This is a genomic window from Aestuariimicrobium kwangyangense DSM 21549, from assembly GCF_000421525.1.
Lineage (GTDB): Bacteria > Actinomycetota > Actinomycetes > Propionibacteriales > Propionibacteriaceae > Aestuariimicrobium > Aestuariimicrobium kwangyangense.
On the sequence record NZ_ATXE01000004.1, the window covers coordinates 41,781 to 67,690 of the forward strand.

Sequence of the window (25,910 nt, forward strand, 5' to 3'; positions counted from 1 at the left end):
CCCTCAGAACTTCAGCAGGTTCGCGTCGTCGACCGAGGCCGACCGGCGCGTCTTGTAGATGGTCACGATGATGGCCAGACCGACCACGACTTCTGCCGCGGCGACGATCATCACGAAGAAGGCCGCGATCTGTCCGTCGAGTCCGCCGTGCACGTGGGCGAAGTTGACCATGGCCAGGTTCGAGGCGTTGAGCATCATCTCGATGCTCATGAAGGCCACGATCGCGTTGCGGCGCAGCAGGAAGCCGAGCACGCCGATGCAGAACAGGATGGCCGACAGCACCAGGTAGTAGTTGGGGTTCATTCCAGTTCTCCAGCGTTGTCGGTGACCTTGCTGATCTCGGCGAAGGCGGCGTCGGTGGGCGCACGCAGCTCACCGGCATCGATGTAGGCGCCGCGGCTCGACAGGGTCTGCGAGAGCGAACTCTCGGCGACCGAGCCGTCGGGGAGCAGCGCCGGCACATGGATGGCGTTGTGGCGGGCGAATACACCCGAGTTCGGACGAGGACCGATGTGCTGCCCGGTCTCGGCGTAGGCACGCATCTTGCGAGCCGCTGTCAGCTTCTGGCCGATCTTGGGGAACACCTGCTCGCCGTGGGCCAACACCATGGCGCCGACGGCGGCGGTGATCAGCAGGGCCGAGGTGGCCTCGAACACGAACACGTAGCGGACGAAGATCAACTCCGCGACGCTGGGCACGTTGCCACCGCCCGCGGCGTTCGCCTGCTCGAGCCCGGCGGCCGGACCCTTGATGGCGTTGCCGATGCCGAACAGCAGCAGCCCGGCGAAGCCGAGCACGGCCAGCACCGAGGCGAGCCGGTGGCCCTTGATGGTCTCGACCACCGAGTCGGACGAGTCCACGCCCACCAGCATCATCACGAACAGGAACAGCATCATGATGGCGCCGGTGTAGACGATGATCTGCACCACGAACAGGAAGGGTGCGTCGAGCGCGGCGTACTGCACGGCCAGCATCACCATCATCCCGGCGAGGAAGACCGCCGAGTGCACGGGCTTGCGGCTCACCACCATGCCGATGGCGCACAGCACCATCAGCGGGGCCAGTGCCCAGAAGGCCACCTGGGCGGCCGTCACGAGGGCGATCATCGCTTCGTCCCCTCTGTCGTCGTCGTCCGGACCGCAGTCCGGGAGCTCGGGGTGTTCATGGCTGGTGCCGCCGTGGCCTGTCCGGGACGGCTGGCTTCCTGGGAGTAGGAGGCGGTACGGGTGTCGGGCTGACCAGTGGCGGGAAGCCCGAGGAAGTAGGCCTCCTCGTCGTCGCCGAGGCGGCGGGCGTGGGGGGGTTCCTCCATGCCCGACAGCAGCGGCGCCAGCAGTTCCTGCTTCTCGTAGATGAGGTCGGCGCGGGTGAAGTCTGCCAGCTTGAACTCGTTGGTCATCGTCAGGGCCCGGGTGGGGCACGCCTCGATGCACAGCCCGCACAGGATGCAGCGCAGGTAGTTGATCTGGTAGACGCGGCCGTAGCGCTCGCCGGGCGAGAAGCGTTCCTCGTCGGTGTTGTCGGCGCCCTCGACGTAGATGGCGTCGGCGGGGCAGGCCCAGGCGCACAACTCGCACCCGACGCACTTCTCGAGGCCATCTGGCCAGCGGTTCAGCTGGTGACGCCCGTGGAAGCGGGGCATCGTGACCTTCTCGGAATCCTTGTGCGGGTAGTCCTGGGTGAAGGTCTTGCGGAACATCGTCTTGAACGTGATGCCGAAGCCCGCCCATGCATCGAGCACACCCATCAGGAATCAGCTCCATTCGTGGTGGCGGCTCGTTCGTCCGCCGGGTTGTCATCGGGGTAGGCGAGGGTCGAGGGGACCACACTCACCAGTTCGGGCAGCTGCTGCCCGGGCATCGGAGGCACCGGGTAGCCACCGGCGAAGGCGTCGAAGTCACCCTCGGTGACCTCACTGACACCCTCGGGTTCGTCGTCCTTGCGGCCGCCGAACAGGATGAACGCCAACAACCCGACGATGATCACCCCGAGCACCACGAAGAAGACCGGTCCCCGGAACCAACCCTCGTTCTGGCCGGCGCGCAACAGCGAGATCGCGACGATCCACACCAGCGAGATCGGGATGAGCCACTTCCACCCGAGGTGCATGAACTGGTCGTAGCGGAAGCGGGGCAGGGTGCCTCGCAGCCACACGAAGACCGTGATCAGCAACTGCACCTTGATCACGAACCAGAGGACGCCGAACCAGCCCGAGTCGAGGAAGGCGATCTGGTTGAACGGCCAGGGGGCGCGGTAGCCACCCAGGAACAAGGTGGTGGCGACAGCCGAGACGGTGGCCATGTTGATGTACTCCGCCAGGAAGTACATGGCGTAGCGGAAGCCCGAGTACTCGGTGAGGTAACCGGAGACCAGTTCGGACTCACACTCGGGGAGGTCGAACGGCGCCCGGTTCGTCTCGCCCACCATCGAGATGGCGTAGATGATGAAGCTCGGGAACAGCAGCAGGGCGTACCAGCCGGGGATGCCGGTGTTGAAGTCACCCAGCCGGATCGGCAGCGCCTGCGCCTCGACGATCTGTGAGGTCGACATCGACGACGAGAACATGAAGACCGCGACCAGGGCCAGGCCCATGGCGACCTCGTAGGAGATCATCTGCGCGGTCGAGCGGATCGAACCCAGCAGCGAGTAGGTCGAGTTCGACGCCCAGCCGGCCAGCACGATTCCGTAGATGCCGATCGACGCGATCGCGAGCACGAACAGAACCGCCACCGGCAGGTCGGTGAGCTGCAGTCGGGTGGTGTGCCCGAACATCCGCACCTCACCGCCGAAGGGGATCACGGCCCATGCCGTGAAGGCCGCCGTGCCCGTGAGCAGCGGGGCCAGGTTGAAGATCCACCGGTCGGTCTTGGTCGGACGGAAGTCCTCCTTGAGGATCAGCTTCGCGCCGTCGGCGAGCGCCTGCCCCAGACCGAAGGGTCCGTTCATGATCGGGCCGAGGCGGTGCTGCATCTTGGCAACCACGCGTCGCTCGTACCAGACGTTGAAGATCGTCCACACCAACAGCAGGACGAAGATCATCACGACCTTGATGAGCACGATCCACCACGGATCGGCCCCGAAGATCTGGTTCTCCAGGATGTTCATGCCGCTGCTCCCTTGGTCACGGTCACCCGGTCACCGGCCAGGACGCCCAGGGCGGTCACGGGGGTGCCGGAGTTGGCGGGCACCCAGACCACCTGGTCGACCATGTCGGCGACGATCTCGGTCGGGAGGCTGAGGGCTCCCGAGGGGCCGCTGACCGTGAGAGTCTCGCCGTGGGCGATCCCCAGGTCGGCAGCGGTCTTGACGGACAGCCTGGCGACGGCCACCGGTGCGGTCGCCTGCAGGTCGGGTTCGTGGTCGACACCGGCGGAGTCGTCCAGCAGCTGGCGCCAGGTGGCGAGGGTGAGACCCTCGCTGGCGGGCCGCTCGACGTGGGGCTCGTGGGTGAAGCGCGGACGAGCGCCCTCCCACACCCCGAGGTCGGCCAGCGACTCGGCGGCACCCTTGGCGCCGCGGAAGCCGAGGTCGGCACCCATGGCGTCGGCCAGCGCGGCCAGCACCCTCAGGTCGGTCATGGGGGCCGTCGACTGACGGATCACGGTGTTGACCCGTCCCGAGCGGTGCTCCCAGTTCAGGAACGAACCGGCGTGCTCCTCGATCAGGGCGACCGGGAAGACGACGTCTGCGTGTTCCGCGACCTCGGAGAGGCGGGTCTCGATCGAGACGAGGAAGTCAACCTTCTCGAGCGCCTCGACCATCACGGCAGGATCGCTGAAGTCGCGGGGTTCGATACCCGCGGTGACCAGCGCGCCCAGTCGTCCCTCACCGGCTGCCGCGAGCATGGCCGAGGCATCGAGCCCGACCTCCTCGGGCAGGGACTGGACACCCCAGGCGGCTGCGACGTCGACCCGTGCCGACGCGTCGCCGACCCCGCGTCCACCCGGCAGCAGGTTGGGCAGACAGCCCGCCTCGACCGCGCCCATGTCCCCGGCGCGGCGCGGGATCCAGGCAAGCCTGGCCCCGGACGTGGCGGCGAGTTCGGCCACCGCGGCGAGGGTTCCGGACGACAGGGCCGCCCGCTCCCCCACCAGGATCACCGAACCGGAGTCGAGGCCCTGCAGTCCGGCGACCGCCTGGGCCTGCAGGCCGGGGGCGGTGGCGACCAGGGTCGCGTCGAGCTTGGCCGACCCGCGGCTGCGGAACGGTGCGATCGTGACGACCTTCAGCTTCCTCTTGCGGACGGCCTTGCGCAGTCGCAGGAAGACGATCGGCGACTCGTCCTCGGGTTCGAAGTCGACCAGCACGACGGTGTTGGCCGTCTCGAGGTCGGCGTAGGTCACCGAGTCCGAAAGAGTGCGACCGGCCACGTGGGCGGCCAGGAAGTCGGCCTCACCGGCCCCATAGGGGCGGGAGCGGAAGTCGATGTTGTTGGTGCCCAGCACGGCCCGGGCGAAGCGGGAGTAGCCGTAGGCCGCCTCGGTGGTCAGGCGACCTCCGGGGAGCACCCCCACCCGACCATCGGCCGCCCTCAGTCCGGCGACCGCGGCGTCGATGGCCTCGTGCCAACCGGCGGGCTCGAGCACCCCGTTGCGGCGGACGAGCGGCGTGGTGAGGCGATCAGCGCCTCGTCCACTCATGAATCCGAAGCGACCCTTGTCGCAGTTCCACTCCTCGTTGACCTCGGGAGTGTTGCCCGCGAGCCGGCGCTTCACCTGGAAGTGACGGTGGTCGCTGCGCAGCTGGCAGCCGGAGGCGCAGTGCTCGCACGTGGTCGCGGTGCTGACCAGGTCGAACGGGCGCGACTGGAAGCGGTAGGCCACGCTGGTGAGTGCACCCACGGGACAGATCTGGATGACATTGCCCGAGAAGTACGAGTCGTAGGGCTTGTCCTCGTAGATGCCCACCTGCTGCAACGCGCCGCGCTCCACCAGTGCGATGAACGGGTCGCCCGAGATCTGCTCCGAGAAGCGCGTGCAACGCGCGCAGAGCACGCAGCGCTCGCGGTCGAGGAGCACCTCTGCGGAGATGTTGACGGGCTTCGGGAAGGTGCGCTTGAGACCTTCGTAGCGGGACTCGCCGTAGCCATTGGCCAACGACTGGTTCTGCAGGGGGCACTCGCCGCCCTTGTCGCAGATCGGGCAGTCGAGGGGGTGGTTGATCAGCAGGAACTCGAGCATGCCCGCCTGGGCCTTCTCGGCCACCGGCGAACTGACCTGGGTCGAGACCTTCATGCCGGGCATCGCCTCGAGCGTGCACGAGGCCTGCGGCTTGGGCATGCCCCGTCCGTTGCCCATGTCGGGGATCTCGACCATGCACTGGCGGCAGGCACCCACCGGGTCGAGCAGGGGGTGGTCACAGAACCTGGGGATGGCCACACCGATCTTCTCGGCGGCCCGGATGACCAGGGTGCCCTTGGGAACGCTGACCTCGATGCCGTCGATGGTGAGGGTGACTTCCTCGGGCTTGGTCTCGACCTTGGCGCCGGTGTCGTTCTTCGTGTCTACGCTCATGCGTGCACTCCCGCGGTGTCGGAGGTGGTCGTGGTGGTCCGGGAGTCATCCTCCGCGGAGCCGAAAAGCGCGGACTTCTCGTAGGGGAACAGTTCGCGCGCGGGCGTGGTGTAGCCGGCCTCGAACTCGCTGCGGAAGTACTTGATGGCGCTGGTCACGGCAGCGACGGCACCATCCGCGAGGGCGCAGAACGAGCGGCCACCGATGTTGTCGCAGACGTCGAGCAACTTCTCGACGTCACCCTCGGAACCGTGACCGGCCTCGAGGTTCCGCAGCGTCTGCACCAGCCACCACGTGCCCTCACGGCAGGGGGTGCACTTGCCACAGGACTCGTGCTTGTAGAACTCGACCCAACGCAGCGTCGTGCGCACCACCGAGGTGGTCTCGTCGAAGATCTGCAGGGCCCGGGTGCCGAGCATCGATCCCGCCGCCGCCATGCCCTCGAAGTCGAGCGGTGTGTCGAGGTGCTCGGCGGTCAGGATGGGGGTGGACGAGCCGCCCGGGGTGAAGAACTTCAGCTCATGGCCCTCACGCATGCCACCACCCAGGTCGATCAGTTCCCGCAGGGTGATGCCCAGGGGGGCCTCGAACTGGCCGGGGGTACGCACGTGGCCCGACAGGGAGAAGATCCCGTGGCCCTTCGACTTCTCGGTGCCCATCGCCTGGAACCAGGCCGCACCGTTGCCGATGATGCCGGGCACCGAGGCGATCGACTCGACATTGTTGATCACGGTCGGCGAGGCGTACAGACCCGCGACGGCGGGGAACGGCGGACGAAGCCGGGGCTGGCCACGGCGTCCCTCGAGGGAGTCGAGCAGAGCCGTCTCCTCACCGCAGATGTAGGCGCCGGCGCCGGCGTGGACCGTCACCTCGACGTCATAGCCGGAACCGAGCACGTTCTTGCCCGCGTAGCCGGCGGAGTAGGCCTCACGGACGGCCTGCTGCAGGCGACGGATGACGTGCAGCACCTCGCCGCGGCAGTAGATGAACGCGTGGTGGGAGTTGCAGGCGTAGGCAGAGATCAGCACCCCCTCCACCAGGGTGTGGGGCGAGGCCATCATCAGTGGGATGTCCTTGCAGGTGCCCGGCTCGGACTCGTCCGCGTTCACGACCAGGTAGACCGGGTTCGGGTTGTCCTTGGGCAGGAAGCTCCACTTCATGCCGGTGGGGAAGCCGGCGCCTCCGCGTCCGCGGAGGTTGGCGTCCTTGACCTGGGAGATGATCTCGCTCGGCTGCATGCCCAACGCCTTGCGCAGGGCCTTGTACCCGCCACGGCGTTCGTAGTTGGTCAGCTTCCAGGCGCGCTCGTCGCCCCAGTTGGAGGTGAGGACCGGGGTCAGCGTGTCGATGCTCACTTCTTCTCCCCTTCCGACTGCGCGGGTTCCGGCAGGTTGTTGGGATCGGGTGCGTGCCAGCCGCGCTCGTTGGCGATCTCGAGACCGACCAGTGACGCACCGGCGGCCGTCGGGCCCTCGTCGGCCAGACCGTCGGGGAAACCGGCGAGCACACGCTCGGCCTGCCGCCATGAGGTGATCCGGGCGCCGCGGGTGGAGTGCACCTCGTCGCCGGCGGCCAGCTTGTCGAGCAGGTCGTCGGCCTTGGCCGGGGTCATGTTGTCCATGAACTCCCAGTTGACCATCATCACCGGGGCGAAGTCGCAGGCGGCATTGCACTCGATGCGCTCGAGCGAGATCTTGCCGTCGGGGGTGGTCTGGTTCTCCTTGATGCCGAGCTTCTGCTCGGCCCGCTCCAGCAGCAGGTCGCCGCCCATCACCGCGCACAGGGCCGTGGTGCAGACACCGACGTGGTGCTCACCTGCGGGACGCCGCTTGTACATGGTGTAGAAGGTGGCCACTCCCGAGACCTGCGCCTCGCTGATCTCGAGGATCTCCGCGCAGGCGGTCAACCCGGCGGGGCTGATCCGTCCGTCGACCGACTGCACCAGGTGCAGCATCGGCAGCAGGGCCGACCGCTTCTGGGGATAGCGGGCCGCGATCTGGGCGAGCTCGTCGAGGGTCGACTGGTCGATGTTGGTCGAGGTGTCGTCCATGTCGATGGAACCCGACGTCTCGAAGTGGGACTGGAACTCGTGACCGCTCACCGGTCAACACCTTTCATCTCTGGCAGGGAGGGACAGCCCCCCTGCACCCCCCGGACACCTCGCGCACCACTCGCTCCGCTCGTTGCGAGCTGTCGAAGGCCGGAGGAACAGCCCCCCTGCACCCCCCGAACACCTCGCGCACCACTCGCTCCGCTCGTTGCGAGCTGTCGAAGGCCGGAGGGACATCCCCCCTGCACCCCCCGGACACCTCGCGCACCACTCGCTCCGCTCGTTGCGAGCTGTCGACCGAAGTCGTTCATCGGTCGACACCTCCCAGCACCGGGTCCAGCGAGGCGATGGCCACCACGACGTCCGACATCATCGCGCCCTCGCAGAGCACGGGAACGGACTGGAGGTGGTTGAACCCGGGGTCACGGAAGTGCACCCGGTAGGGACGGGTACCGCCGTCGGAGACCACGTGGCAGCCGAGTTCACCCTTGGGCGACTCGATGGCCTGGTAGACCTGCCCGATCGGCACGGAGAAGCCCTCGGTGACGAGCTTGAAGTGATGGATCAGTGCTTCCATCGACTCGCCCATGATGTGCTTGATGTGCTCGTTCGAGTTGCCCTGGCCGTCGGGTCCGACGGTCAGCTGGGCCGGCCAGGCGATCTTGGCGTCGGCCACCATCACCGGTTGTCCGGTCGACTTCTCCAGCCGGTCGGCGCACTGCTTGACGATCTTGAGCGACTCGTACATCTCGGCGAGGCGAACGCGGAACCGGCCGTAGGCGTCGCCGGTGTTCCAGGTGTGCACCTCGAAGTCGTAGGTCTCGTAGCCGCAGTAGGGCTGCGACTTGCGCAGGTCGTGCGGCAGACCGACGGCGCGCAGTACCGGACCCGACATGCCCATGGCCATGCAGGTGGCCAGGTCGGCGTTCGCGACGTTCTGCATGCGTCCCTTGAAGATGGGGTTCTCATTGCAGAAGGCGTCGTACTCGGGCAGGTGCTTGTCGAGCCACGCGATCACGTTGCGCAACTGGTCGAGGCCACCTTCGGGCAGGTCGTTGGCGACACCACCGGGGCGGATGTAGGCGTGGTTCATGCGCAGGCCGGAGACCGCCTCGAGGAAGTCGAGGATCATCTCGCGCTCACGGAAGCCGATGGTCATGACCGTGAGTGCGCCGATCTCCATGCCGCCGGTGCCGATGGCCACCAGGTGCGAGGCGATGCGGTTGAGCTCCATCACCAGCACCCGGATCTCATTGGCGCGCTGGGGGATGTCGTCGGTGATGCCGAGCAGCTTCTCGACGGCGAGGCAGTAGACGGCCTCGTTGAACAGGGGCGCGACGTAGTCCATGCGGGTCACGTAGGTGACTCCCTGGGTCCAGGTCTTGAACTCCATGTTCTTCTCGATACCGGTGTGCAGGAAGCCGATACCCGGACGGATCGACGTGCACGTCTCCCCGTCCATCTCCATGATCAGACGGAGCACGCCGTGGGTGGAGGGGTGCTGGGGACCCATGTTCACCACGATGGTCTCGTCGCCACGCTCGGCCTGGCTGGAGACGATGTCGTCCCAGTCGCCTCCCTGGCTTAGGTAGACGTTGTCGACGACACCCTCCTGGGCGCCGAACGCGTCGGGCTGCGAGGCGGTCGGGTTCGCCGACGAGGCGGACTGGCCGGCAGTGTTGGTGCTCATCAGTAGCTCCTCCGATCGTCCGGGGGCGGCACGACCGCGCCCTTGTACTCCACCGGGACGCCGCCCAGCGGGTAGTCCTTGCGCTGGGGGTGGCCCTGCCAGTCGTCCGGCATCAGGATGCGGGTGAGGGCGGGGTGACCGTCGAAGATCACGCCGAACATGTCCCAGGTCTCGCGCTCGTGCCAGTCGGTGTGGGGGTAGACCGCCACGGCGCTGGGCAGGTGCGGGTTCTCGTCGGTGCAGGTCAGCTCGATGCGGATGCGCCGGTTGTGGGTGATCGAGAGGAACTCGTAGACCACGTGCAGTTCCTCACCGACCGATCCCGGGTAGTGCACACCGGAGACCGAGACACAGACCTCGAAGCGCAGTTGGGCGTCGTCCCGCAGCACCTTCAGCACCTCGACGAAACGGTCGGGCCGCACGAAGAAGGTGATCTCGTCGCGGTGCACGTACACCCGGCCGGTACCGAAACCGGGCACGAGTTCCTCGATGCGGTCGGCGACCTCGTCGAACCAGCCACCGTAGGGACGATCGGTCAGTCCCGGCATCTGCTTGGTGCGTGAGATGCCGCCGTAGCCCGAGGTGTCACCCGAGCCTCCCTTGCTGCCCCACATGCCCGTGCGGATACCGAGCACCTGGGTCTGCGCGGTGGTGACACCGCCGGGGGTGGTGGGGGTGAGTTCCGCCTCGCTGGCGGTCAGCTCGTCGGGCACCTGCTGGACCGGGTTCTGCTGGCCCGTGTTCAGGTTTCCCCCGTTCTGGCCTGAGGGGTTCTGTGCTGAGGGGTTCTGGGAGGGGGGGTTCTGGGAGGGGGGGTTCTGGTCGGTCATCGCATGAGGCCCTTCATCTCATGGGTGGCGGGTGCCACGAGGGCCGCCTGCTCGCGGTCGTCGATGGCCTGCTGCATGTCGGCGCCGATCGGCAGCTTCGAGACCCGCTGCTCCCTGAGCTTGAAGACCGCGTCGATCAACATGTCGGGACGAGGCGGGCAGCCGGGCAGGTAGATGTCGACGGGAAGGAAATGGTCGCAACCCTGCACGATGGCGTAGTTGTTGAACATGCCACCCGAACTGGCGCACACGCCCATCGCGATCACCCACTTGGGGTTGGGCATCTGGTCGTAGACCTGACGGATGACAGGTGCCATCTTCTGCGAGACACGTCCCGAGACGATCAGCAGGTCGGCCTGGCGGGGTGAGGCGCGGAAGACCTCCTGGCCCCAGCGGCCGGAGTCGAATCGGGGGGTGCCGAAGGCCATCATCTCGATGGCACAACAGGCGAGACCCATCGTGGCGGGCCAGAACGAGGCCTGGCGCATCCAGCCGGCGATCGCCTCGACCGAGGTCAACAGCACTCCGCTGGGAAGCTTCTCTTCAATACCCATGACTCAGTTCCTCTCTTGCCCGCCCGCTCAGTCCCAGTCCAGGCCGCCGCGGCGGAGGACGTAGAAGTAGGCGACGAACACGGTCACGATGAACAGCACCATCTCGACGACCGCGAACAGGCCGAGACGGTTGAACGAGACGGCCCACGGGTAGAGGAACACGATCTCGATGTCGAAGACGATGAACAACATGGCGGTGATGTAGTACTTCACCGGGAAGCGTCCGCCGCCGACGGGCTGGGGGGTGGGCTGGATGCCGCACTCGTAGGAGTCGTACTTGGCCCGGTTGTAGCGCTGGGGACCCACGTTGATCGACAGGATGATCGACACGATGATGAACAGCGCCGCCAGGGCGGCAAGTCCGATGATCGGGATGTAGGCGTTCACGAGTCCCCTCCTGGGCCGAACGGGTGTTGGTCAACTGAGCTGGTGGGCGCGATCATGCCGATGGCGCCATTCTGCGCAGGGCGTTGATGGTCTTGTCCATCACATCGCCGTCGTGTTCGTCGGTGAGGTTGGCGAGCAGTTTGTGCACCAACCTCATCAGGTTCTTGCGGGGCAGCCCGTGGCGCACGCACAGCTTCATGATCTCGGGGTGGCCGATCAGCTTGGCGAAGATCGTCCCGAGCCGGAAGTAGCCGCCCATGTCGGACTTGAGGTGGGTGACGTAGCCACGCAGTGCCAGTTCGGCGTTCGGTGTGCCGAAACCGCGGGAGCGGGCCTCGCTGATCGCCTCGGCCGCCAGTGCCGCCGCCTCCAGCGCGTAGTCGATGCCCTCACCGTTGAACGGGTTCACCATGCCGCCGGAGTCGCCGACCAGCAGCAGGCCGCGGTCATAGGCGGGCTGGCGGTTGAACCCCATCGGCAGGGCCGCACCTCGGATCGGTCCGCGCAGGTTCTCGTCGGTGAAGCCCCACTCGGGCGGGCAGGCGGACAGCCAGGTGCGCATCAGTTCGCGGTAGTCGGTCTTGGCGAACGCGGGCGAGGTGTCGAGCATGCCGAGGCCGACGTTCGCGATCCCCTCCCCCGTCGGGAAGGCCCAGCCGTAGCCGGGCAGCAGGTTCGAGGAGTGGGGCTTCCCGTCCCACAGTTCGAGCCACGACTCCATCCAGTCGCCGTTGCCGCGCTCGCACTCGAAGTAGGCACGCACCGCGACGCCCATGGGCCGGTCCTCGCGCTTGGTGATGCCCATGGCCACGGACAGGCGGCTCGAGACCCCGTCAGCGGCGACCACGACCGGGGCGCGGAACTCTCGGCCGTCCTTGGTGGTGACGCCGACGATGCGGTTGCTGGTCTCGTCGATGATCGGGGCGGTCACCTGGGCACCCGTGAACAGGTGTGCGCCCAGCGCGACGGCGTGCGCCGCCAGCAGTGCGTCGAAGTCCTCCCGGCGGCGGACGAGTCCGTAGTTGGGGAAGTCCTTCAGTTCGGGCCAGGGCATGTCGAAGGGTTCGACCCGACCGCCGTAGACCCGCAGGCCACGGTTGCGGTGCCAGCCGTTCTCCTCGGAGGTGTCGATGCCCAGGTTGACGAGTTGCTTGACCGCGCGAGGGGTGAGGCCGTCGCCGCAGATCTTGTCGCGGGGGTAGCTGGCCTTCTCGAGCAGCACCACGTCGAGGCCCCGACGGGCCAGGTGGGCGGCGGTGGCCGCTCCGGCGGGCCCTCCCCCGACGACGATGGCATCGCAGGACCGCGGCTTGCGCGAGCTGGCCGAGGTGGAGTCTGGTGACTGGCTGGGGGTTTCGGGGAGGGAGGTGGGTGCAGGGGCTGCCGGGCTGGCGGCCTGTGCGTCACTCATCGCTTCTCCCACGGGTGCCTCGCAGCACCCACTCAGCAGTGCGAGCGACCCCTGGGCCGCCCGGTTCGAGCCTTACTCTAGGCCGAATTGCCGAACCGCGCTAAACCAGCGTTCACCCCCATGAGACTGCGGGCTGACAAGCCACGACGGTTCTGATTTAGGCAATCGCAGGGTTGCGTTAATGAGCGCTTGAGGGCCGGCCCACACGGCCCCGACCCGCAATGAGGCTCGTGCGTGGACCTTGGGAGGCGTCGCTGGATGACGCGTTGGTCAGGCGACTGCCTCACACCACAGGCCCGCCGTCAGCCGGCGGACGCGACCGCGAGCGCCGTGGCTTCAGCGGGCGCGGATGCCCGCGAACACCGAGTAGCCCTCGGGCAGGCTCCCCCGCCCCGACAGTGCCCGCGCCAAGCTGGCCCCGTGGCCGTCGAGCAGCACCAGTTCCGAGAGCACCTGGATGGTCTGGCGCATCGGGTCGACCGGAACCATCAGGTCGCAACCCAGCGCGCGGGCCAGGTCGAGGCAGTGCAGCACGAGTTCGAGGGTGCGCGTGGGCAGGTAGGCCGACAGGTGCATCGAGCCCCCGCGGGTGACGATCACCGGGTCGACGCGATGGTCGCCGTCACCTTCGTCGGTCAACGCCTCGAGCCGGTCGAGAACACGCTCCAGCAGGTCGCGCACGAAGACCGCAGGCTGGTCCCCCAGCGCCTGGCCGGCCTCGCGTCCGCGTTCGGCGATGGAGGCGTTGTCGATCGTCTGGATCGCCTGGTGGTAGTACCCGCTGGGCGTGTGGTGGTCGGGGTGATCGGCCCGCTCGTCCAGGTAGGCATCGACGGTCGTGAGGGCCCGGGTGGTGTGGCCCACCAGGTCGCGCACCGTCCACTCGTCGGTGGCTGGCCGAGCCAGCTGATCCTCGTCGAGGTCCTCGATCAGGTCGGCGAACATGCGCCCCGCCTCTTCGAAGATCGCCAGGTTGGCGTCCAGCTGCGTCATCACGGCCTCCTTGTCGCGTTGGTCCCAGCGTGTCATGGCAGCCCGCCGCAGGCGAAGCCGGGACGGCCATTCCGCTGCCCTCCGGGCGGCTGCCGGATGGCTCGTCCACCGTCGTCCAAGGGGGGGTTCATCACGGCGCCCTGTGTCAATCCAGCCGGGTCAATCCAGCCGGTCGTCCCTACCTCCCGAGGCCTGTTGGCTAGGCTGCGAGGGTGATCCTCAATCCCGGTTCCGCGCGGCTGCGGGCCCGTACCGTGGCCATCCCCGACCCGGGACCGCTCGAGACCTACCTGCCCCGGGACGGCGCGTCCGCCTTCCTGCGCAAGGGCGACGGGATCGTGGGCATCGGCGAGGTGGCGAGGTTCGCCACCGATTCCCTCGACGCAGCCGACATCTGGTGGACGGAGTTCTCAGCCACCATCGAGCACGAGACCGAGCTGTACGGCCAGTACGGCACCGGACCGGTCGCGCTCGGGTCATTCGCCTTCGATCCCGACCACTCGAACGAGCCCTCCGTGCTGGTCGTTCCCGAGGTGGTCATCGGCCGCCGGGACGGCCAGAGTTGGTACACACGGCTGGGCTACGGGCGCCTGGTGGACGATCCACCCGAGCGGCAGCCGGCCCCCGAGGCCCCAGGCGAGCTGTCGTGGTCGGACGGGGCGATGTCGGGCGTCGACTGGGAACTGATGGTCGGCGAGGCCGTCAAGATGCTCAACCGGGGCGAACTCGAGAAGATCGTGCTCGCCCGAGACCTGATCGCCCGGGCGAGTGGCCCCATCGACCCTCGCTGGGTCGTCGAGCGACTCACCATCAGCTACGCCAACACCTGGACCTTCCTGCTGGACGGCCTGCTGGGAGCCACCCCCGAGATGCTGGTGCGCCGCCGGGGTGGGCTGGCGACCTCACGGGTGCTCGCCGGCACCATCCGACGGGGCACCGACGACGAGGCCTCACGGTTGGCGGAGGCACTGCGCTCGTCCAGCAAGAACCTGCGCGAGCACGAGTACGCGGTGCGCTCGGTGGCAGAGCGACTCGCCCCGTTCTGCTCGGGAATGAACGTGCCCGAGGCCCCCTCGATCCTCGAGTTGCCGAACGTGCTGCACCTGGCGACCGACATCACGGGCGCGGTGGTCGACAACGTGACGGCCCTGGCGCTGGCGGCGGCGGTGCACCCCTCGGCTGCGGTCTGCGGGTCGCCCACCCACGTGGCCCTCGACCTGATCAACGAACTCGAGACCCTCGATCGTGGACGCTACGCCGGCCCGGTCGGCTGGATCGACACCGCCGGCGACGGTGAGTGGGCGTTGGCGCTGCGTTCGGGGCAGATCCACCAGGCCACGCCCAACGAGATCCAGATCTATGCCGGGGCGGGCATCATGAGCGACTCCAACCCGGCCGAGGAACTCGCCGAGACGATCGCCAAGTTCCGCCCGATGCGCGACGCCCTCTCCGGCTGACCGGAAGCAGTCAGCCTCACTCCCCGCGCTTGATCCTGATCTTCTGACCGGCGGGTGTCGTGGCCTTGCCAGCCGGCTTGGACGATGCGCCCTTGCCGGGCGCCGGGTTGCCTGCGGCCTGACCCAGCCGGGACTCGTTCAACTGCTTCTTCTGCTGTTCCTGCAGTTCACGCATCTCTTCGGGGTCGATACCGCCCACGCGCAGGAAGCTGAAGATGATGATGCCCAGCACCACCGAGATCCACGGCGTCCAGCCGAACACGGCCGGCACGCTCATCAGCGCCACCATGTCGAATCCGCGCACCAGGTTGAACATCAGTCCGGGCGGCATGGCCCCCATGCTGGTGGCCACCATCGGTGCCTGGTAGTTCGCCGACTTGGCCGACTGCCAGCGCATCGCGGCGAGCATGCCGGCGAAACCGGTGACGAGGGCCCACATGGCGGCGTCGACGGGGGTCTTGCCGACCATGGACGTGCCGCCAACACCCACGAATGCAGGGGTCACCGCGATCCCCCACACCAGGGCCAGCACGCCCGGCACCACACAGGTGGCGGTGCGGATCTGGGCCGTGGTGAACGGGAACGCGCGGGCCAGACCCTTGGTGCGCGACAGGATGCGAAGTGAGGTGAAGAAGGGGATGAGCGCAGCCATCAACACGATGGCGGCGATCGGGACGACCAGTCGTCCCAGCCCCAGCGCCTGCACGGAATAGGGGACGACCACCGAGGCCGCGAGCAGCACCCAGGGCTTCGGGAAGCGGATGATCCGCTGCACGTCGCGCAGCACCAGGGCGGTGAGCCCGGTGCCTCGTCCGCGGGTGGGTCGGACGTGCCCCCGGTCGACGGCTTCACGCTCGACCAGGATGTCGCGCATCAGCCCGAAGTCCATGGCGAACATGGCCCCCTGCATACCGCTGATCAGCGAACCACCGGACGTGAGTCGGGAGCGGCGGATGCGGTCGAGACGAGTGCGGGCGATGATGCCCGCGCCGACCGCCAGCAGCAGCCCTGCGGCGGCGACGATCGCGGCGAGTTCGACGGCGAGGTTGTCGGTGAGGCCCAGGTCGATCCACCCCGAGGCGGTCGCCACCACCAGCAGCAACGCGGTCAGGCCGACCAGCGACACGATGGCCTGGATTGTCTTCACGATCCAGGTGCGTTCGGCGCCCTGCTCGGCCGCGGCCATGGCGGTCAGACCTGCTGCGCCCAACCCGGTGGCCACCGTCCAGGCGATCACGGCGTCACCGGACGAACCGGTCAGCGTGCTGGTGAGGGCACCCACGGCGGCTCCGCCGACCAGGGCCAGCAGGATGGCGGCGAGCAGGCGTGCGGCCAGCAGTTTCGAGCGGCGCAGCGGCGCCTCCATCAGCCAGAATCCCTCGGCGGCAGAGGCCAGGACCGGGCCGAACATGCGGGCCGCACCCAGGGCCAGACCCAGCACCCCGGCCAGGGCAGCCCACGGGAGCAGGCCGCGGGCGGCACCGCACGAGTCGGCGGAGCAGTCGGCGGCCAAGGACTGGGCCCGGATCAGCGAGCTGATCATCATCGCCGCGATGACGGCGACGGAGAAGAGGGCGACGTAGGCGTCCGAGAGCATCTGGCCGACGCTGCGGGTGGCTCGTCCGCGGCGCCAGTCCTTGATCAGCAGTTGGAGTTGTCGCTCGTCGACCTGGTGCTGGTGCAGGGAGTTCACGTCCTGCTGCACCACCAGGCGAGCGGGTTCGGGCAGGGCTTCCGGCTGCTCCGCGAGCACCACCACGGGTTCGCTGGCCTGACCCGCCTTGGGGGCGGTGGCCTTGGGCCCGGACTTCTTGCGACTGAGGCGGCTCATCCGCGGGCACCTCCGAGCTGGACGATGCGGCAGCCGAGGGCCTCGACCAGCGACGGTTCGTGTGAGGCCAGCACGATGGCCAGTCCGCGCTCCTTCTCGGCGCGCAGTCGCTCACCCAGCCAACGGATGCCCTCGACGTCGAGTCGCTGCTCGGGCTCGTCGAGCACCAGCAGCTTGCGGGGGCGAACCATGGCGGTGGCCAGTGCGAGGCGGCGGCGCTGCCCGGACGACAGGGTGCCCGGGAGCTGGCCCGACTGCGGCACCAACTGCACCTCCTCGAGCACCTCGTCGACCAACGCATCGGCGTCGTCGAGCCCGTGGGCTCGCGCCAACAGGTCGAGGTGTTCGACCACTGACAGGTCGGGGAAGAAGTCGAGGTCGTCGATGACGGTGGCGACGTTGCGGCGGATGTCGACGTTGGACTCACTCACCTTCTCGCCGAGCACCTCGACGGTGCCCTCGGTGGGGCGGTCGGCGCCCACCAGACAGCGCAGCACGGTCGACTTGCCCGCGCCGTTTCGTCCGGTGAGGGCCACCGCCTCACCCTCACGTACTTCGAGGGAGAAGTTCTCGACGATGACGCTGGGTCCGTAGGACTTGGAGAGGTTCGTCACCTTGAGGACGACGGTGCGGGCTGCCATGGCATCCATCGTAGAAGGGTTTTGTCGGGCCCCCGACCCAGGCCCGGCCAGCCTGTGGACGACGGACCGCCTCCGGCTCGCCACGACGCACGGCGCGATCTGACGCCACCGGGTCGAATCCTGTCGTAGGGGTGTGCCACAGTGGTGGCCGTGGTGGAGATTCGAGCTGACCTGTCCAAACGGCGCGCCGACGTGAGCGCGATGTTCGACGGGGTGGCGCAGCGATATGACCTGCTCAACCGCATGTTGACCATGGGGGTCGACACCAACTGGCGCCACGAGGTCGTCGAGGCCCTCGAACCTCGTGCGGGTGAGCGTGTCCTCGACCTGGCGGCGGGCACCGGGGCGTCGTCCGCGCCGATCGCCGACCGCGGGGCTGGCGTCTACTGCACCGACCTCTCGCTCGGCATGCTCGCGGAGGGCCACCGCCGTCACCCCGAGCTCACGTTCGTCGCCGGGGATGCACTGCAACTGCCCTGGGCTGACGACTCCTTCGACGCCGTCACCATCAGCTTCGGCCTGCGCAATGTCGAGGACACGGTCGGTGCCCTGCGGGAGATGAAGCGGGTGACCCGGCCGGGTGGGCGTCTGCTGATCTGCGAGTTCTCGACCCCGGTCAACCGCGGTTTCCGCCGGCTGTACGAGACCTATCTGTCGACGGTCTTCCCGATCGGGCGAAGGTTCGCCAGCAACCCGGCCGCCTACGACTACCTGGCCGAGTCCATCCGCGCCTGGCCGGACCAGCAGGGGCTGGCCGACCTGATCGACGAGGCGGGGTGGCGGGCACCGGGATGGATGAACCTCTCAGGGGGCATCGTCGCCCTGCATCGCGCCTGGGCCGACTGAACGTGGGCCGCCGATGATCCTGCTGGGGCCGTACGCGGCGCAGAGTTGCCCGGTCAAGACGCAGCACGAGTACGACCCGCTGTCCCCTGACGCGCCAGTCGACGACGCCTCCGCGCAGGAGCGTTTCGCGGGGGCCAACCTGTTCAAGGACGAGATCCACCCGATTCTGGCAGGGGTGCCGGGAGCGGTCGACCTGCGCGACCACCCCGATGCCCTGCAGCTGACCCGTGAGGCGGTGGCGGCAGGCGCTCCCGTCATCCTGGGACCCCGGCTCCCCTGGTCGTTGGAGGGGCACCGCAAGGGAAGCCCCGAGGCCTTGGTGCGTGACGCCGACCGCGAGGACGGTCGTCCCGGGTACCTTCCGCTGCGGATCAAGAAACACCTGGTGCTCGAACGCCAGAAGATGGCGGAGCCGTGGGTGTGGGTCTCTCGGCTGGGCGACCCTGCCCGCACCTCTGCCGTGGTGCCCGAACTCAGCTTCCGTAGTGGTCGTGAGTCCGATGCCCTGCAGTTGGCCCACTTCTGGCGCCTGCTCGAGGAGATCGAATGGGTCTCCCCCGGGCCGCCGGTCGGGGCCCTGATCGGCACGGATCGACTCGACCTGTTCGACGACGACCGGGGCGTGGTCTGGCTGAGCCTGATCCACAAGGCCTTCCGCACGTTCTCGCGCACCGCCCAGACGGGCTGGAAGCGTCGCTCGGCCATCGAACGCTACGACCACGAGTTCGGCTTCCGCCTGAAGGTCGCCCAGATGGCCAGCGAGCACACCTCGCCGGCGAGCCGGCTGATGGTGCAACCGATCGTGACCCGCGAGTGCAACTCGTGTCAGTGGTGGTCGGTGTGTGCGCCCGCCCTCGACGACGACGACCTCAGCGCGCAGATCCTCAAGTCGCCCCTTGACGTGCGCGAGATCGGTGCCCTGCGCAAGCTCGGCGTGGCCACGGTGCAGGACTTGGTCAGCATCGATCTGGACGACCTGATGCCCCGCTACCTGCCCGAGGTGCAGCATCGTCCGGGCGGGGCGGGACGACTGGAACTGGCCAAGCGCCGGGCACGGTTGATCGCCGACGGGGTCACCCTCGATCGGATCAACGACATCCCCGTGCGGTTGCCCGAGCACGAGTTGGAGGTCGACTTCGACATCGAGACCAGCCGCGACGACCGGATCTACCTGTGGGGATTCCTGGTGCACGACCGGGCCAGCGGTGAGGTGTACTACCAGGCCTTCGCCGAGTTCGCAATGCTCGAGGACCAGACCGAAGGCGACCTCGCCAAGCAGGCGGCGGCGTGGCTGGTCGACCTCTGCGCCGGCCGGGACGCCATGGTCTACCACTACTCCGACTACGAACTGGTGCACCTCGCCAAGGTTGGGGGCATGACCAAGGACGCCGGTGTCTTGTCGCTGGCCGCCAACCACGCCCTGTTCACCGACCTGTTCACCACCGTGCGTGACCACTGGTTCGGTGCGCAGGGGCTGGGACTGAAGGTGGTCGCCGCCGAGGGACCCGGGTTCTCGTGGCGCGATGTCGATCCCTCTGGCCTCGCCTCGCAGACATGGTTCGACGAGGCCGTCAACGGTGCGACGGAGGCCGTCCGGAGTGCCGCGGCCACCCGACTGCTCGAGTACAACGAGGACGACGTGCGCGCCACCTTCGCCGTCCGGGAGTGGTTGCGGCGGAACTGACGCTCCCTCGGGTCGCAGCCTGGAACAGATGGTCCGCGCGCGGCCCGACGAGGTGCTGGGGCAGAGCCCGTCAGAACTGGCTGAGAAAGAAGGAGAGGATGAAACCGAGCGCCGTGAGCAGACCGCTTGTCGCTCCCCCGCGCTCGAAGGCCTCCGGCATCATGGTGTCCGCGAGCATGGTGATGACCGCCCCGGCCGCGAACGCCTCGACGGCGCCGACGACGACGTCAGGAGCCTGGGCGAGGAGCACGAAGCCCAGGAGTGCCGAGATGGCTGAAGCCACGGTGACCGCGAGCCAGAGGAGCAAGATGTAGCGCACCGAGCGCCCGTTCTTGCGCATGCCGGCCGACGACGACCAGCCCTCGGGAATGTTCGACAGGAATACGGCGGCGACCACGGGAACGCCAACGGAACCACCGCCGAGCAGGCTGATGCCTATCGCTGCGGATTCAGGGATGCCGTCGAGAAGCGCTCCCAGCGCCAGCATCATTCCCTTGTTGTCGCTCGCGCCCTTCTGGCGGACGCCTCGCTGCCCTCCGGAGCGTTTGCGATCGTGGGCGCCGTGCCGCTCCAGGATGACGCTTCCCAGGAAGAAGGCCCCCGCCCCGAGCGCCAGTCCGATCGTCACGGCGAGGTAGCCGCCTTTGTCGAACGCCTCAGCAGTCAGGGAGAAGGCCAGGGCACTGATCAGCACGCCGGAGCCGAAGGCCATCACGCCTCCGATGAGGCGTGGCGATCCCTTCACGTACACCCCCAGCACTGCACCGAGCAGCACGGCTCCGCCGGCGACCGCTCCCCAGAACAACGCCCACCACATGATGCCTCCCGGAAATTCCCGCTCGTCCTGTGCGCGACCGCTCGGTGGCCGGCTCCTCGCTCCACGCAGGCTTGCCCTCGCCCTCCTTGACCTCGTCGTTGAGATCCAGCACGAGGCTACCTACTCGACCGGCGCGGTACCCGTGAGTCGGGCGACGATGACCTGCCAGCCGTGCTCGGGGTGGGGGGAGGCGAGCGCCTCGTCCAGTTCGCCGAGCGAACGAACCGCGCGAGCATCGGCGCCCAACCCGCTCGCCGCGGCGACCAGGTCGACCCGCTGGGGGGTGCCGAAGACCCGAGCGAAGTGGCGGCCGTAGACCTCTGCTCCCTGTTCGAGACCGGCGAAGATCGCTCCTCCGTGGTCATCGACGACCACCACCCGAATGCCCGGCTCCTGCTCGAGGTCGCCGCCCACCACCGCCGTCAGGTCATGGACCGTCGTCAGGTCACCGAGCAGCACGGTGGTGCGCAGACCGGTGACCAAGCGGGTGCCGAGCGCGGTCGACAGGGTGCCGTCAATGCCCGCCAGACCCCGGTTGGCGAACACGATGGGCCCTTCGTTGGGCACGGGAGCGCCGTCAGCCCAACGGATGGGAGCCGAGGAACCCAGCACGAGCGCCTCCCCCGGGGTGACCGACAACAGCACCCGCTCCGTCACCGACCTCGACGTCCACCCGTCATCGGGCGCCTCGACGTCGGCGGGGTGGTCGAGCCACCGCCGCAGCCAGGCTGAATCAGCGGTGCCCCCGGCGATCACCGCGTCGACCACCGAGGTCGCGGCCCAGCCCGGGTCGACCCAGCTGGCCCGGTCGGAGACCATGATCACTTCGCAGTCCGAGCGGCCCAACAGCCGCGTCATGGGGCGCGACAGGGTGGGATGGCCGAACACGATGACCCGTTCGATGTCGCCGACCAGGTCGCTCGTCAACAGGTCGGCCACCCGACCGACGGCGAACCCCCCGCTGCGCGCATTGGACGAAGGCTCGGCCAGCAGCGGCACCCCCAGTTGCTCGGCGAAGGCGCGGGCGGCCCGTCCGTGCTGGGGGGTGGCGTCGCCGGCCACCACGACGGTGCGAGGTCCGGGATTGATCATGGTCGGCTCGGCTGGGCGCGCCGCTGCCACCGATCGTGGTGCGGGCGTCTCGTCCAGCCACCGGGACTCCATCAGGGAGGGATCGACCAACGGGGTGGCCAGGCCAAGGTTGACGTGCACCGGCCGGGGCTCGCGGGTGCGGGTCCCCGCCGCCAGGGTGAGCGCACGGACGAGTTGCCCCCGCCAGGTCTGCGGGCGGCCCGACTCGTCGGCCAGGTCGACGCTGTCGAGCACGTGGGGCCCGAAGAGGCCCACCTGCCGGGTCGTCTGGTTCGACCCCGAATCACGCAACGACAAGGGACGATCGGCTGACATGACGACCAGGGACAGCCCCGAGTGGTGGGCCTCGGCGACCGCAGGGTGCAGGTTGGCCACGGCAGTGCCCGAGGTGGTGACCACACCCACCAGCCCCCCGCTGGCCTTGGCCAGACCGAGTGCGAGGAACCCGGCGGAGCGTTCGTCCACGCGCACGTGCAGACGCAGTCGTCCGGCCTCGTGGGCCGTGGCGAGGGCCAGCGCGAGACCGGCGTTGCGCGACCCGGGACTCAGCACCACCTCGCGCACTCCAGCAGCGATCAGGGTCTGCACGACGGTGCGAGCCAGCAGGGGTGCGTTCACTGGCCCACTGTCCCACGAGCGCCGGCCTCGGCCAGTCGTCGGGTCGTCGCCAGCCGCTCGAGCCACCAGCGCTCGCGCTCCTGCGATGGCGCGTGCCGCCCGAGCAGCACCTCATCGGCCGACACCTCGCGCACCTCGATGGCGCCCCCGACGGCGACCAGCGGTTCGTCCACGAGGTCTGAGGTGAGCAGGGTCGACGTGTTCAGTCCGCAGTCGTAGGGCAATTCCGGGAGCGCAGCAGCCAGGGCGATGCCCATCCGCAGTCCCAGCGATGTCTCCAGTGCGCTCGACACCACGACCGGCAGTCCGAGCCGTTCGGCCAACTCGAGGCAGCGCCGCACCCCACCCAGTGGCTGCACCTTGAGCACGGCGATGTCGGCCGCTTCGAGGGCCACCACCCGTTCGGGGTCACCGGAGCGGCGGATTGACTCGTCGGCTGCGATCGGCACGTCGATTCCCGCCCGCGCCAGACGAACGCGCAGACTGGCCAACTCCTCTGTGGTCGCACAGGGCTGCTCCACGTACTCCAGCCCGATGGAACGGAAGCGGGTGATGGCCTCGACGGCCTCGTCCACGCTCCAGGCACCGTTGGCGTCGATCCGCACCCGGCCGTCGGCACCCAATGCCTCCCTCACGGCGGCGAGTCGATCATGGTCACTGGACAGGTCGGATCGCGGATCGGCCACCTTCACCTTCGCCGTCCGACAGCCCTGGGCGAGCACCCACCGCTGGGCCTGGTCGGGGGGGATCACCGGCACCGTGCTGTTCACCGCGACCCTGGTGCGCACGGGCGCCGGGAAGCCCTGCGTGCAGGCCTCCTCGCAGGCCAGCCACCAGCCCACCAGCTCGCTGCCCGAGTAGTCGAGGAAGGGGCTGAACTCGCCCCATCCTGCGGGGCCGCGGAGCACCAGCCCCTCTCGTCGCTGGATGCCGCGGAAGCGCATCCGCAGGTCGATCCCGTAGGAGTGGATCTCGGTGGCTGTCGCCTCCAGCCAAGCTGTCGTCGTCACGGCGCCGGGTCAGCTGGTGAGGGCGGCGTCGAGCATGCGGTCGGTTCCGGCCAGGTAGTCCCGCCACGTGTTCTGCACCGCCACGTCGGGGCGGAACTGCCCCACCCCCTGCAGCAGGAACTTGTCGGGCAACCACACGTCACCCCACAGCCCAGCGTCGTGGGAGAGGTCGTGCCAGTCATGGCACAGCTGCACCGTCAGCCCTGAGCGGGGCAACACCACCAGTCGTCCCTGACCACGGAACTTCAACTCGTCGCCGACCTCATTGCCCACCAACAGGGTGCGCTCGGGGGCATGGGCCAGCACCTGGCTGGCGGCGATCAACCCTCCCCCGACGGTGTTGGGGCCGATCACGACACGAATTGGCACGCTCAGGGTGCGGGCACGCTCGGCGACCGCCCGCACCAACGGCAGCACGGCGCGGTAGTCACCGCCGGCGGCGTAGCGCACGTCGACCACGTACCGGGAGGGTTCGTCGTCGGCCAGATCGGCGACCGCCCGCTCGACCACCTGGGACGAGGGGTCGCGACCGTCGGCGCTGCTGAGCAGCCGGATGTAGCTGGCGTCGCCCAGCCGGGTGTGCCAGACCAGGTCGTTGAGTCGGCGCTGGGAGACCGGCAGCCTTTCCTCGTCCAACTGGTCGAGGGCGGTCACCCAGCCGCGGGTGCCCAGCCCCGCGTCACCGGGGAAGCGGTCACGGAAGTCGGCGAGCGGACCGCCGGGGAGGGCCTCGACATCTGCGGTGAGGTGGGTCACCGTGACGGTGCCATCGACGGCCTCGGTCTCGAGGCGGACCGGGACCCGTTGGTCGGTGAGTTGCCCGATCCGCTGCAGTGCCGCTGGCACCGTGAAGAACCAGGCGCTTCGGTTGCGCTGCCAGGCGCGGGTCCCGCCACCGATGAATCGGACGAACCCGGGCCACACGTCGTGGGGTTGGCCACCACCGATCCTGAGCACGCGTTGCCCGACCAGCTCGGCGTGCTCGGGCCGGGCCTTCACCACCACCAGGTCGTCCGCCATCCAGCTGAAACGCACCGGCAGGCGATGGGCGCTGGTGGTCAACAGGCTGGTGGCCGCGTTGTGGAACTGGGCCAGCGCCTCCGAGGTGGTCAGCGTGAGGTCGTCGACGCTGCCGGACGGGCGGGTCGCCAGCACCTCCGAGAACGCGAGCCATTCCTGGCGGGTCGCCCCCAGTTCCAGGCGGCGGACGGCGCGGCGCAGGTACTTCACGTCACCGGCCAGTCCGGCGGGCAACCGACGGCTCCCCGGGGTCGGCAGCAGGGTCCTGGCCAACGATCCCTGGTCGATGCTCCCGGCGAGGGCGACCACGCCGGCGGTCGCAGCCGCCGATGCGATCAGCACCTTGTGCCGGGTCTTGAGCCTGGGATTCACGGGAGCTCCGTTTCTTGGAAGGCCGGACTGACTCGCTCGGACGACTCCTGCCAACTGCATCAGCCCGAGCCGAAGCGTGCTCCCACTTCACCACTGACCAGGGGCGGCGCTCAAGCGGGGTGCCAGTTCGTCACCCTCCCGTGACCTGCCCCTTCCCCGGCCCCCTCTCCCGTCGAACCAAGGACTGGTGGGGTCACCAGCGGGCGAGGACGGCGCCGAGCACGAGTCCGATGCCGAGCAACAGTTCGGCCTGACCGGTGAATTTCAGCACGGGGATCAGGTCACGCCCCAGCGCACCGCCGCGGACCCGGCGCAGGGCCGGCACCAGCCCCACCAGACACACCAGGCCAGCCAGCAACCAGACGCTGGTGAGCACCGAGACGGCCACACATCCCAGGGCGGCCACCACGGCGAGCAGGAGGTAGAAACGGCGCGTGGAGGCGTCGCCGAGGCGCGTGGCCAGGGTCCGTTTGCCGACTTCGCGGTCGCCGACGATGTCGCGCAGGTTGTTGGCCACCAGCAGGGCGCAGGCGAGTGCTCCGATGGCCACCGCTGCGATCACCGCCGCCGCGTCGATGGTGCCGGTCAGCAGGTAGTGGGTGCCGCCCACCGCAACCAGTCCGAAGAAGATGAAGACCATCAACTCCCCGAGCCCCGCGTACCCGTACGGGTGACTGCCACCGGTGTAGAACCAGGCCGCGAGGATGCACGCCACCCCGACTGCCACCAGCCACCAGTGGTGGGTCACCAGCACGAGCCCGAGACCCGCCAGCGCGCCCACCCCGAAGCAGGCGAAGGCGGCCGCCTTGACCTCCCGTGCGCGAGCGGCCCTCGACCCCACCAGCCTCATCGGGCCCACCCGGTCGTCATCGGTGCCGCGGACACCGTCGGAGTAGTCATTGGCGTAGTTCACCCCCACCTGCAGGGCGAGCGCGACGACGAAGCAGAGGAGCACCACCAGCCACTCGCGACCCCCGAACGATCCCCGGTCGAGGGAGAACAAGGCGGTGGCCGTGCCCGCCATCACGGGTGCGGTGGCGGCTGGCAGGGTCCGTGGACGAGCGCCCTCCACCCATTGGCTGAACGTGGCCATG

23 protein-coding genes are annotated in these 25,910 nt (G+C 68.6%); 3 read left to right on the plus strand and 20 right to left on the minus strand.

Annotation, left to right across the window (positions count from 1 at the left end):
* Positions 1 to 3 precede the first annotated feature (3 nt).
* From nuoK to H507_RS0112255, 13 genes are all read right to left on the minus strand, one after another.
* The gene (gene nuoK / locus H507_RS0112195) at positions 4 to 303 is read right to left on the minus strand and encodes an NADH-quinone oxidoreductase subunit NuoK (RefSeq protein ID WP_022910979.1); all 300 of its coding nucleotides are present in this window, start codon (positions 301 to 303) and stop codon (positions 4 to 6) included.
* Positions 300 to 1,106 (minus strand): NADH-quinone oxidoreductase subunit J, encoded by an 807-nt coding sequence (locus H507_RS0112200; RefSeq protein WP_022910980.1) that lies wholly within the window; start codon positions 1,104 to 1,106, stop codon positions 300 to 302. Before H507_RS0112200 ends, nuoK begins: the two co-directional genes overlap by 4 nt.
* Complete coding sequence (gene nuoI / locus H507_RS16675) at positions 1,103 to 1,747, minus strand: NADH-quinone oxidoreductase subunit NuoI (protein WP_022910981.1); 645 nt, start codon at positions 1,745 to 1,747, stop codon at positions 1,103 to 1,105. The genes H507_RS0112200 and nuoI overlap by 4 nt, the downstream gene beginning before the upstream one ends.
* The gene (gene nuoH, locus H507_RS0112210; protein WP_022910982.1) at positions 1,747 to 3,105 is read right to left on the minus strand and encodes an NADH-quinone oxidoreductase subunit NuoH; all 1,359 of its coding nucleotides are present in this window, start codon (positions 3,103 to 3,105) and stop codon (positions 1,747 to 1,749) included. The genes nuoI and nuoH overlap by 1 nt, the downstream gene beginning before the upstream one ends.
* Positions 3,102 to 5,513, minus strand: a complete 2,412-nt coding sequence (locus H507_RS0112215; RefSeq protein WP_022910983.1) for an NADH-quinone oxidoreductase subunit G — start codon at positions 5,511 to 5,513, stop codon at positions 3,102 to 3,104. Before H507_RS0112215 ends, nuoH begins: the two co-directional genes overlap by 4 nt.
* Positions 5,510 to 6,868, minus strand: coding sequence for an NADH-quinone oxidoreductase subunit NuoF (gene nuoF, locus H507_RS0112220; protein ID WP_022910984.1), 1,359 nt, complete (start codon positions 6,866 to 6,868; stop codon positions 5,510 to 5,512). The genes H507_RS0112215 and nuoF overlap by 4 nt, the downstream gene beginning before the upstream one ends.
* A complete protein-coding gene (gene nuoE / locus H507_RS0112225; protein WP_245558937.1) occupies positions 6,865 to 7,563 on the minus strand; it encodes an NADH-quinone oxidoreductase subunit NuoE in 699 nt (232 codons plus the stop codon). Before nuoE ends, nuoF begins: the two co-directional genes overlap by 4 nt.
* A 307-nt stretch (positions 7,564 to 7,870) precedes the next feature.
* Positions 7,871 to 9,253 carry an NADH-quinone oxidoreductase subunit D gene (locus H507_RS0112230; RefSeq protein WP_022910986.1) on the minus strand — a complete coding sequence of 461 codons (1,383 nt, stop codon included), beginning with the start codon at positions 9,251 to 9,253 and terminating at the stop codon, positions 7,871 to 7,873.
* The gene (locus H507_RS0112235) at positions 9,253 to 10,083 is read right to left on the minus strand and encodes an NADH-quinone oxidoreductase subunit C (protein ID WP_022910987.1); all 831 of its coding nucleotides are present in this window, start codon (positions 10,081 to 10,083) and stop codon (positions 9,253 to 9,255) included. Before H507_RS0112235 ends, H507_RS0112230 begins: the two co-directional genes overlap by 1 nt.
* Complete coding sequence (locus H507_RS0112240; RefSeq protein ID WP_022910988.1) at positions 10,080 to 10,637, minus strand: NuoB/complex I 20 kDa subunit family protein; 558 nt, start codon at positions 10,635 to 10,637, stop codon at positions 10,080 to 10,082. Before H507_RS0112240 ends, H507_RS0112235 begins: the two co-directional genes overlap by 4 nt.
* Positions 10,638 to 10,664: 27 nt before the next feature.
* Positions 10,665 to 11,024 (minus strand): NADH-quinone oxidoreductase subunit A, encoded by a 360-nt coding sequence (locus H507_RS0112245; protein WP_022910989.1) that lies wholly within the window; start codon positions 11,022 to 11,024, stop codon positions 10,665 to 10,667.
* 52 nt (positions 11,025 to 11,076) lie between these two features.
* Positions 11,077 to 12,435, minus strand: coding sequence for a geranylgeranyl reductase family protein (locus H507_RS0112250; RefSeq protein WP_022910990.1), 1,359 nt, complete (start codon positions 12,433 to 12,435; stop codon positions 11,077 to 11,079).
* A gap of 336 nt (positions 12,436 to 12,771) precedes the next feature.
* The gene (locus H507_RS0112255) at positions 12,772 to 13,428 is read right to left on the minus strand and encodes a maleylpyruvate isomerase N-terminal domain-containing protein (RefSeq protein ID WP_051139818.1); all 657 of its coding nucleotides are present in this window, start codon (positions 13,426 to 13,428) and stop codon (positions 12,772 to 12,774) included.
* Between the two features lie 212 nt (positions 13,429 to 13,640).
* Here H507_RS0112255 and H507_RS0112260 point away from each other — a divergent pair, with 212 nt between their 5' ends.
* On the plus strand, positions 13,641 to 14,885 hold the full coding sequence (locus tag H507_RS0112260) for an isochorismate synthase (RefSeq protein WP_022910992.1): 1,245 nt from the start codon (positions 13,641 to 13,643) through the stop codon (positions 14,883 to 14,885).
* A 16-nt stretch (positions 14,886 to 14,901) separates the two neighbouring features.
* On the opposite strand, the gene H507_RS16680 is transcribed toward H507_RS0112260, so the two are convergent.
* Together H507_RS16680 and H507_RS0112270 are read right to left on the minus strand one after the other, a co-directional pair.
* Positions 14,902 to 16,716, minus strand: coding sequence for a DUF6297 family protein (locus tag H507_RS16680; protein WP_022910993.1), 1,815 nt, complete (start codon positions 16,714 to 16,716; stop codon positions 14,902 to 14,904).
* On the minus strand, positions 16,713 to 17,366 hold the full coding sequence (locus H507_RS0112270) for an ABC transporter ATP-binding protein (protein ID WP_026378167.1): 654 nt from the start codon (positions 17,364 to 17,366) through the stop codon (positions 16,713 to 16,715). Before H507_RS0112270 ends, H507_RS16680 begins: the two co-directional genes overlap by 4 nt.
* Positions 17,367 to 17,507: 141 nt before the next feature.
* Between H507_RS0112270 and H507_RS0112275 the strand changes: the two genes are divergently transcribed.
* Together H507_RS0112275 and H507_RS0112280 are read left to right on the plus strand one after the other, a co-directional pair.
* Positions 17,508 to 18,203: a demethylmenaquinone methyltransferase gene (locus H507_RS0112275; protein ID WP_026378168.1), complete on the plus strand. Its 696-nt coding sequence runs from the start codon at positions 17,508 to 17,510 to the stop codon at positions 18,201 to 18,203.
* Between the two features lie 13 nt (positions 18,204 to 18,216).
* Positions 18,217 to 19,887, plus strand: a complete 1,671-nt coding sequence (locus tag H507_RS0112280; protein WP_022910996.1) for a TM0106 family RecB-like putative nuclease — start codon at positions 18,217 to 18,219, stop codon at positions 19,885 to 19,887.
* A gap of 70 nt (positions 19,888 to 19,957) precedes the next feature.
* On the opposite strand, the gene H507_RS0112285 is transcribed toward H507_RS0112280, so the two are convergent.
* The 5 genes from H507_RS0112285 to H507_RS0112305 form a co-directional block, all read right to left on the minus strand.
* Positions 19,958 to 20,704 carry a ZIP family metal transporter gene (locus H507_RS0112285; protein ID WP_022910997.1) on the minus strand — a complete coding sequence of 249 codons (747 nt, stop codon included), beginning with the start codon at positions 20,702 to 20,704 and terminating at the stop codon, positions 19,958 to 19,960.
* Positions 20,705 to 20,824: 120 nt separating this feature from the next.
* The gene (gene menD, locus H507_RS0112290; RefSeq protein ID WP_022910998.1) at positions 20,825 to 22,414 is read right to left on the minus strand and encodes a 2-succinyl-5-enolpyruvyl-6-hydroxy-3-cyclohexene-1-carboxylic-acid synthase; all 1,590 of its coding nucleotides are present in this window, start codon (positions 22,412 to 22,414) and stop codon (positions 20,825 to 20,827) included.
* Positions 22,411 to 23,424 (minus strand): o-succinylbenzoate synthase, encoded by a 1,014-nt coding sequence (locus H507_RS16685; protein WP_022910999.1) that lies wholly within the window; start codon positions 23,422 to 23,424, stop codon positions 22,411 to 22,413. The genes menD and H507_RS16685 overlap by 4 nt, the downstream gene beginning before the upstream one ends.
* A 9-nt stretch (positions 23,425 to 23,433) precedes the next feature.
* Positions 23,434 to 24,816 (minus strand): hypothetical protein, encoded by a 1,383-nt coding sequence (locus H507_RS0112300; RefSeq protein WP_022911000.1) that lies wholly within the window; start codon positions 24,814 to 24,816, stop codon positions 23,434 to 23,436.
* A 193-nt stretch (positions 24,817 to 25,009) separates the two neighbouring features.
* Positions 25,010 to 25,909 carry a 1,4-dihydroxy-2-naphthoate polyprenyltransferase gene (locus tag H507_RS0112305; RefSeq protein WP_022911001.1) on the minus strand — a complete coding sequence of 300 codons (900 nt, stop codon included), beginning with the start codon at positions 25,907 to 25,909 and terminating at the stop codon, positions 25,010 to 25,012.
* Between the last annotated feature and the right edge of the window lies 1 nt (position 25,910).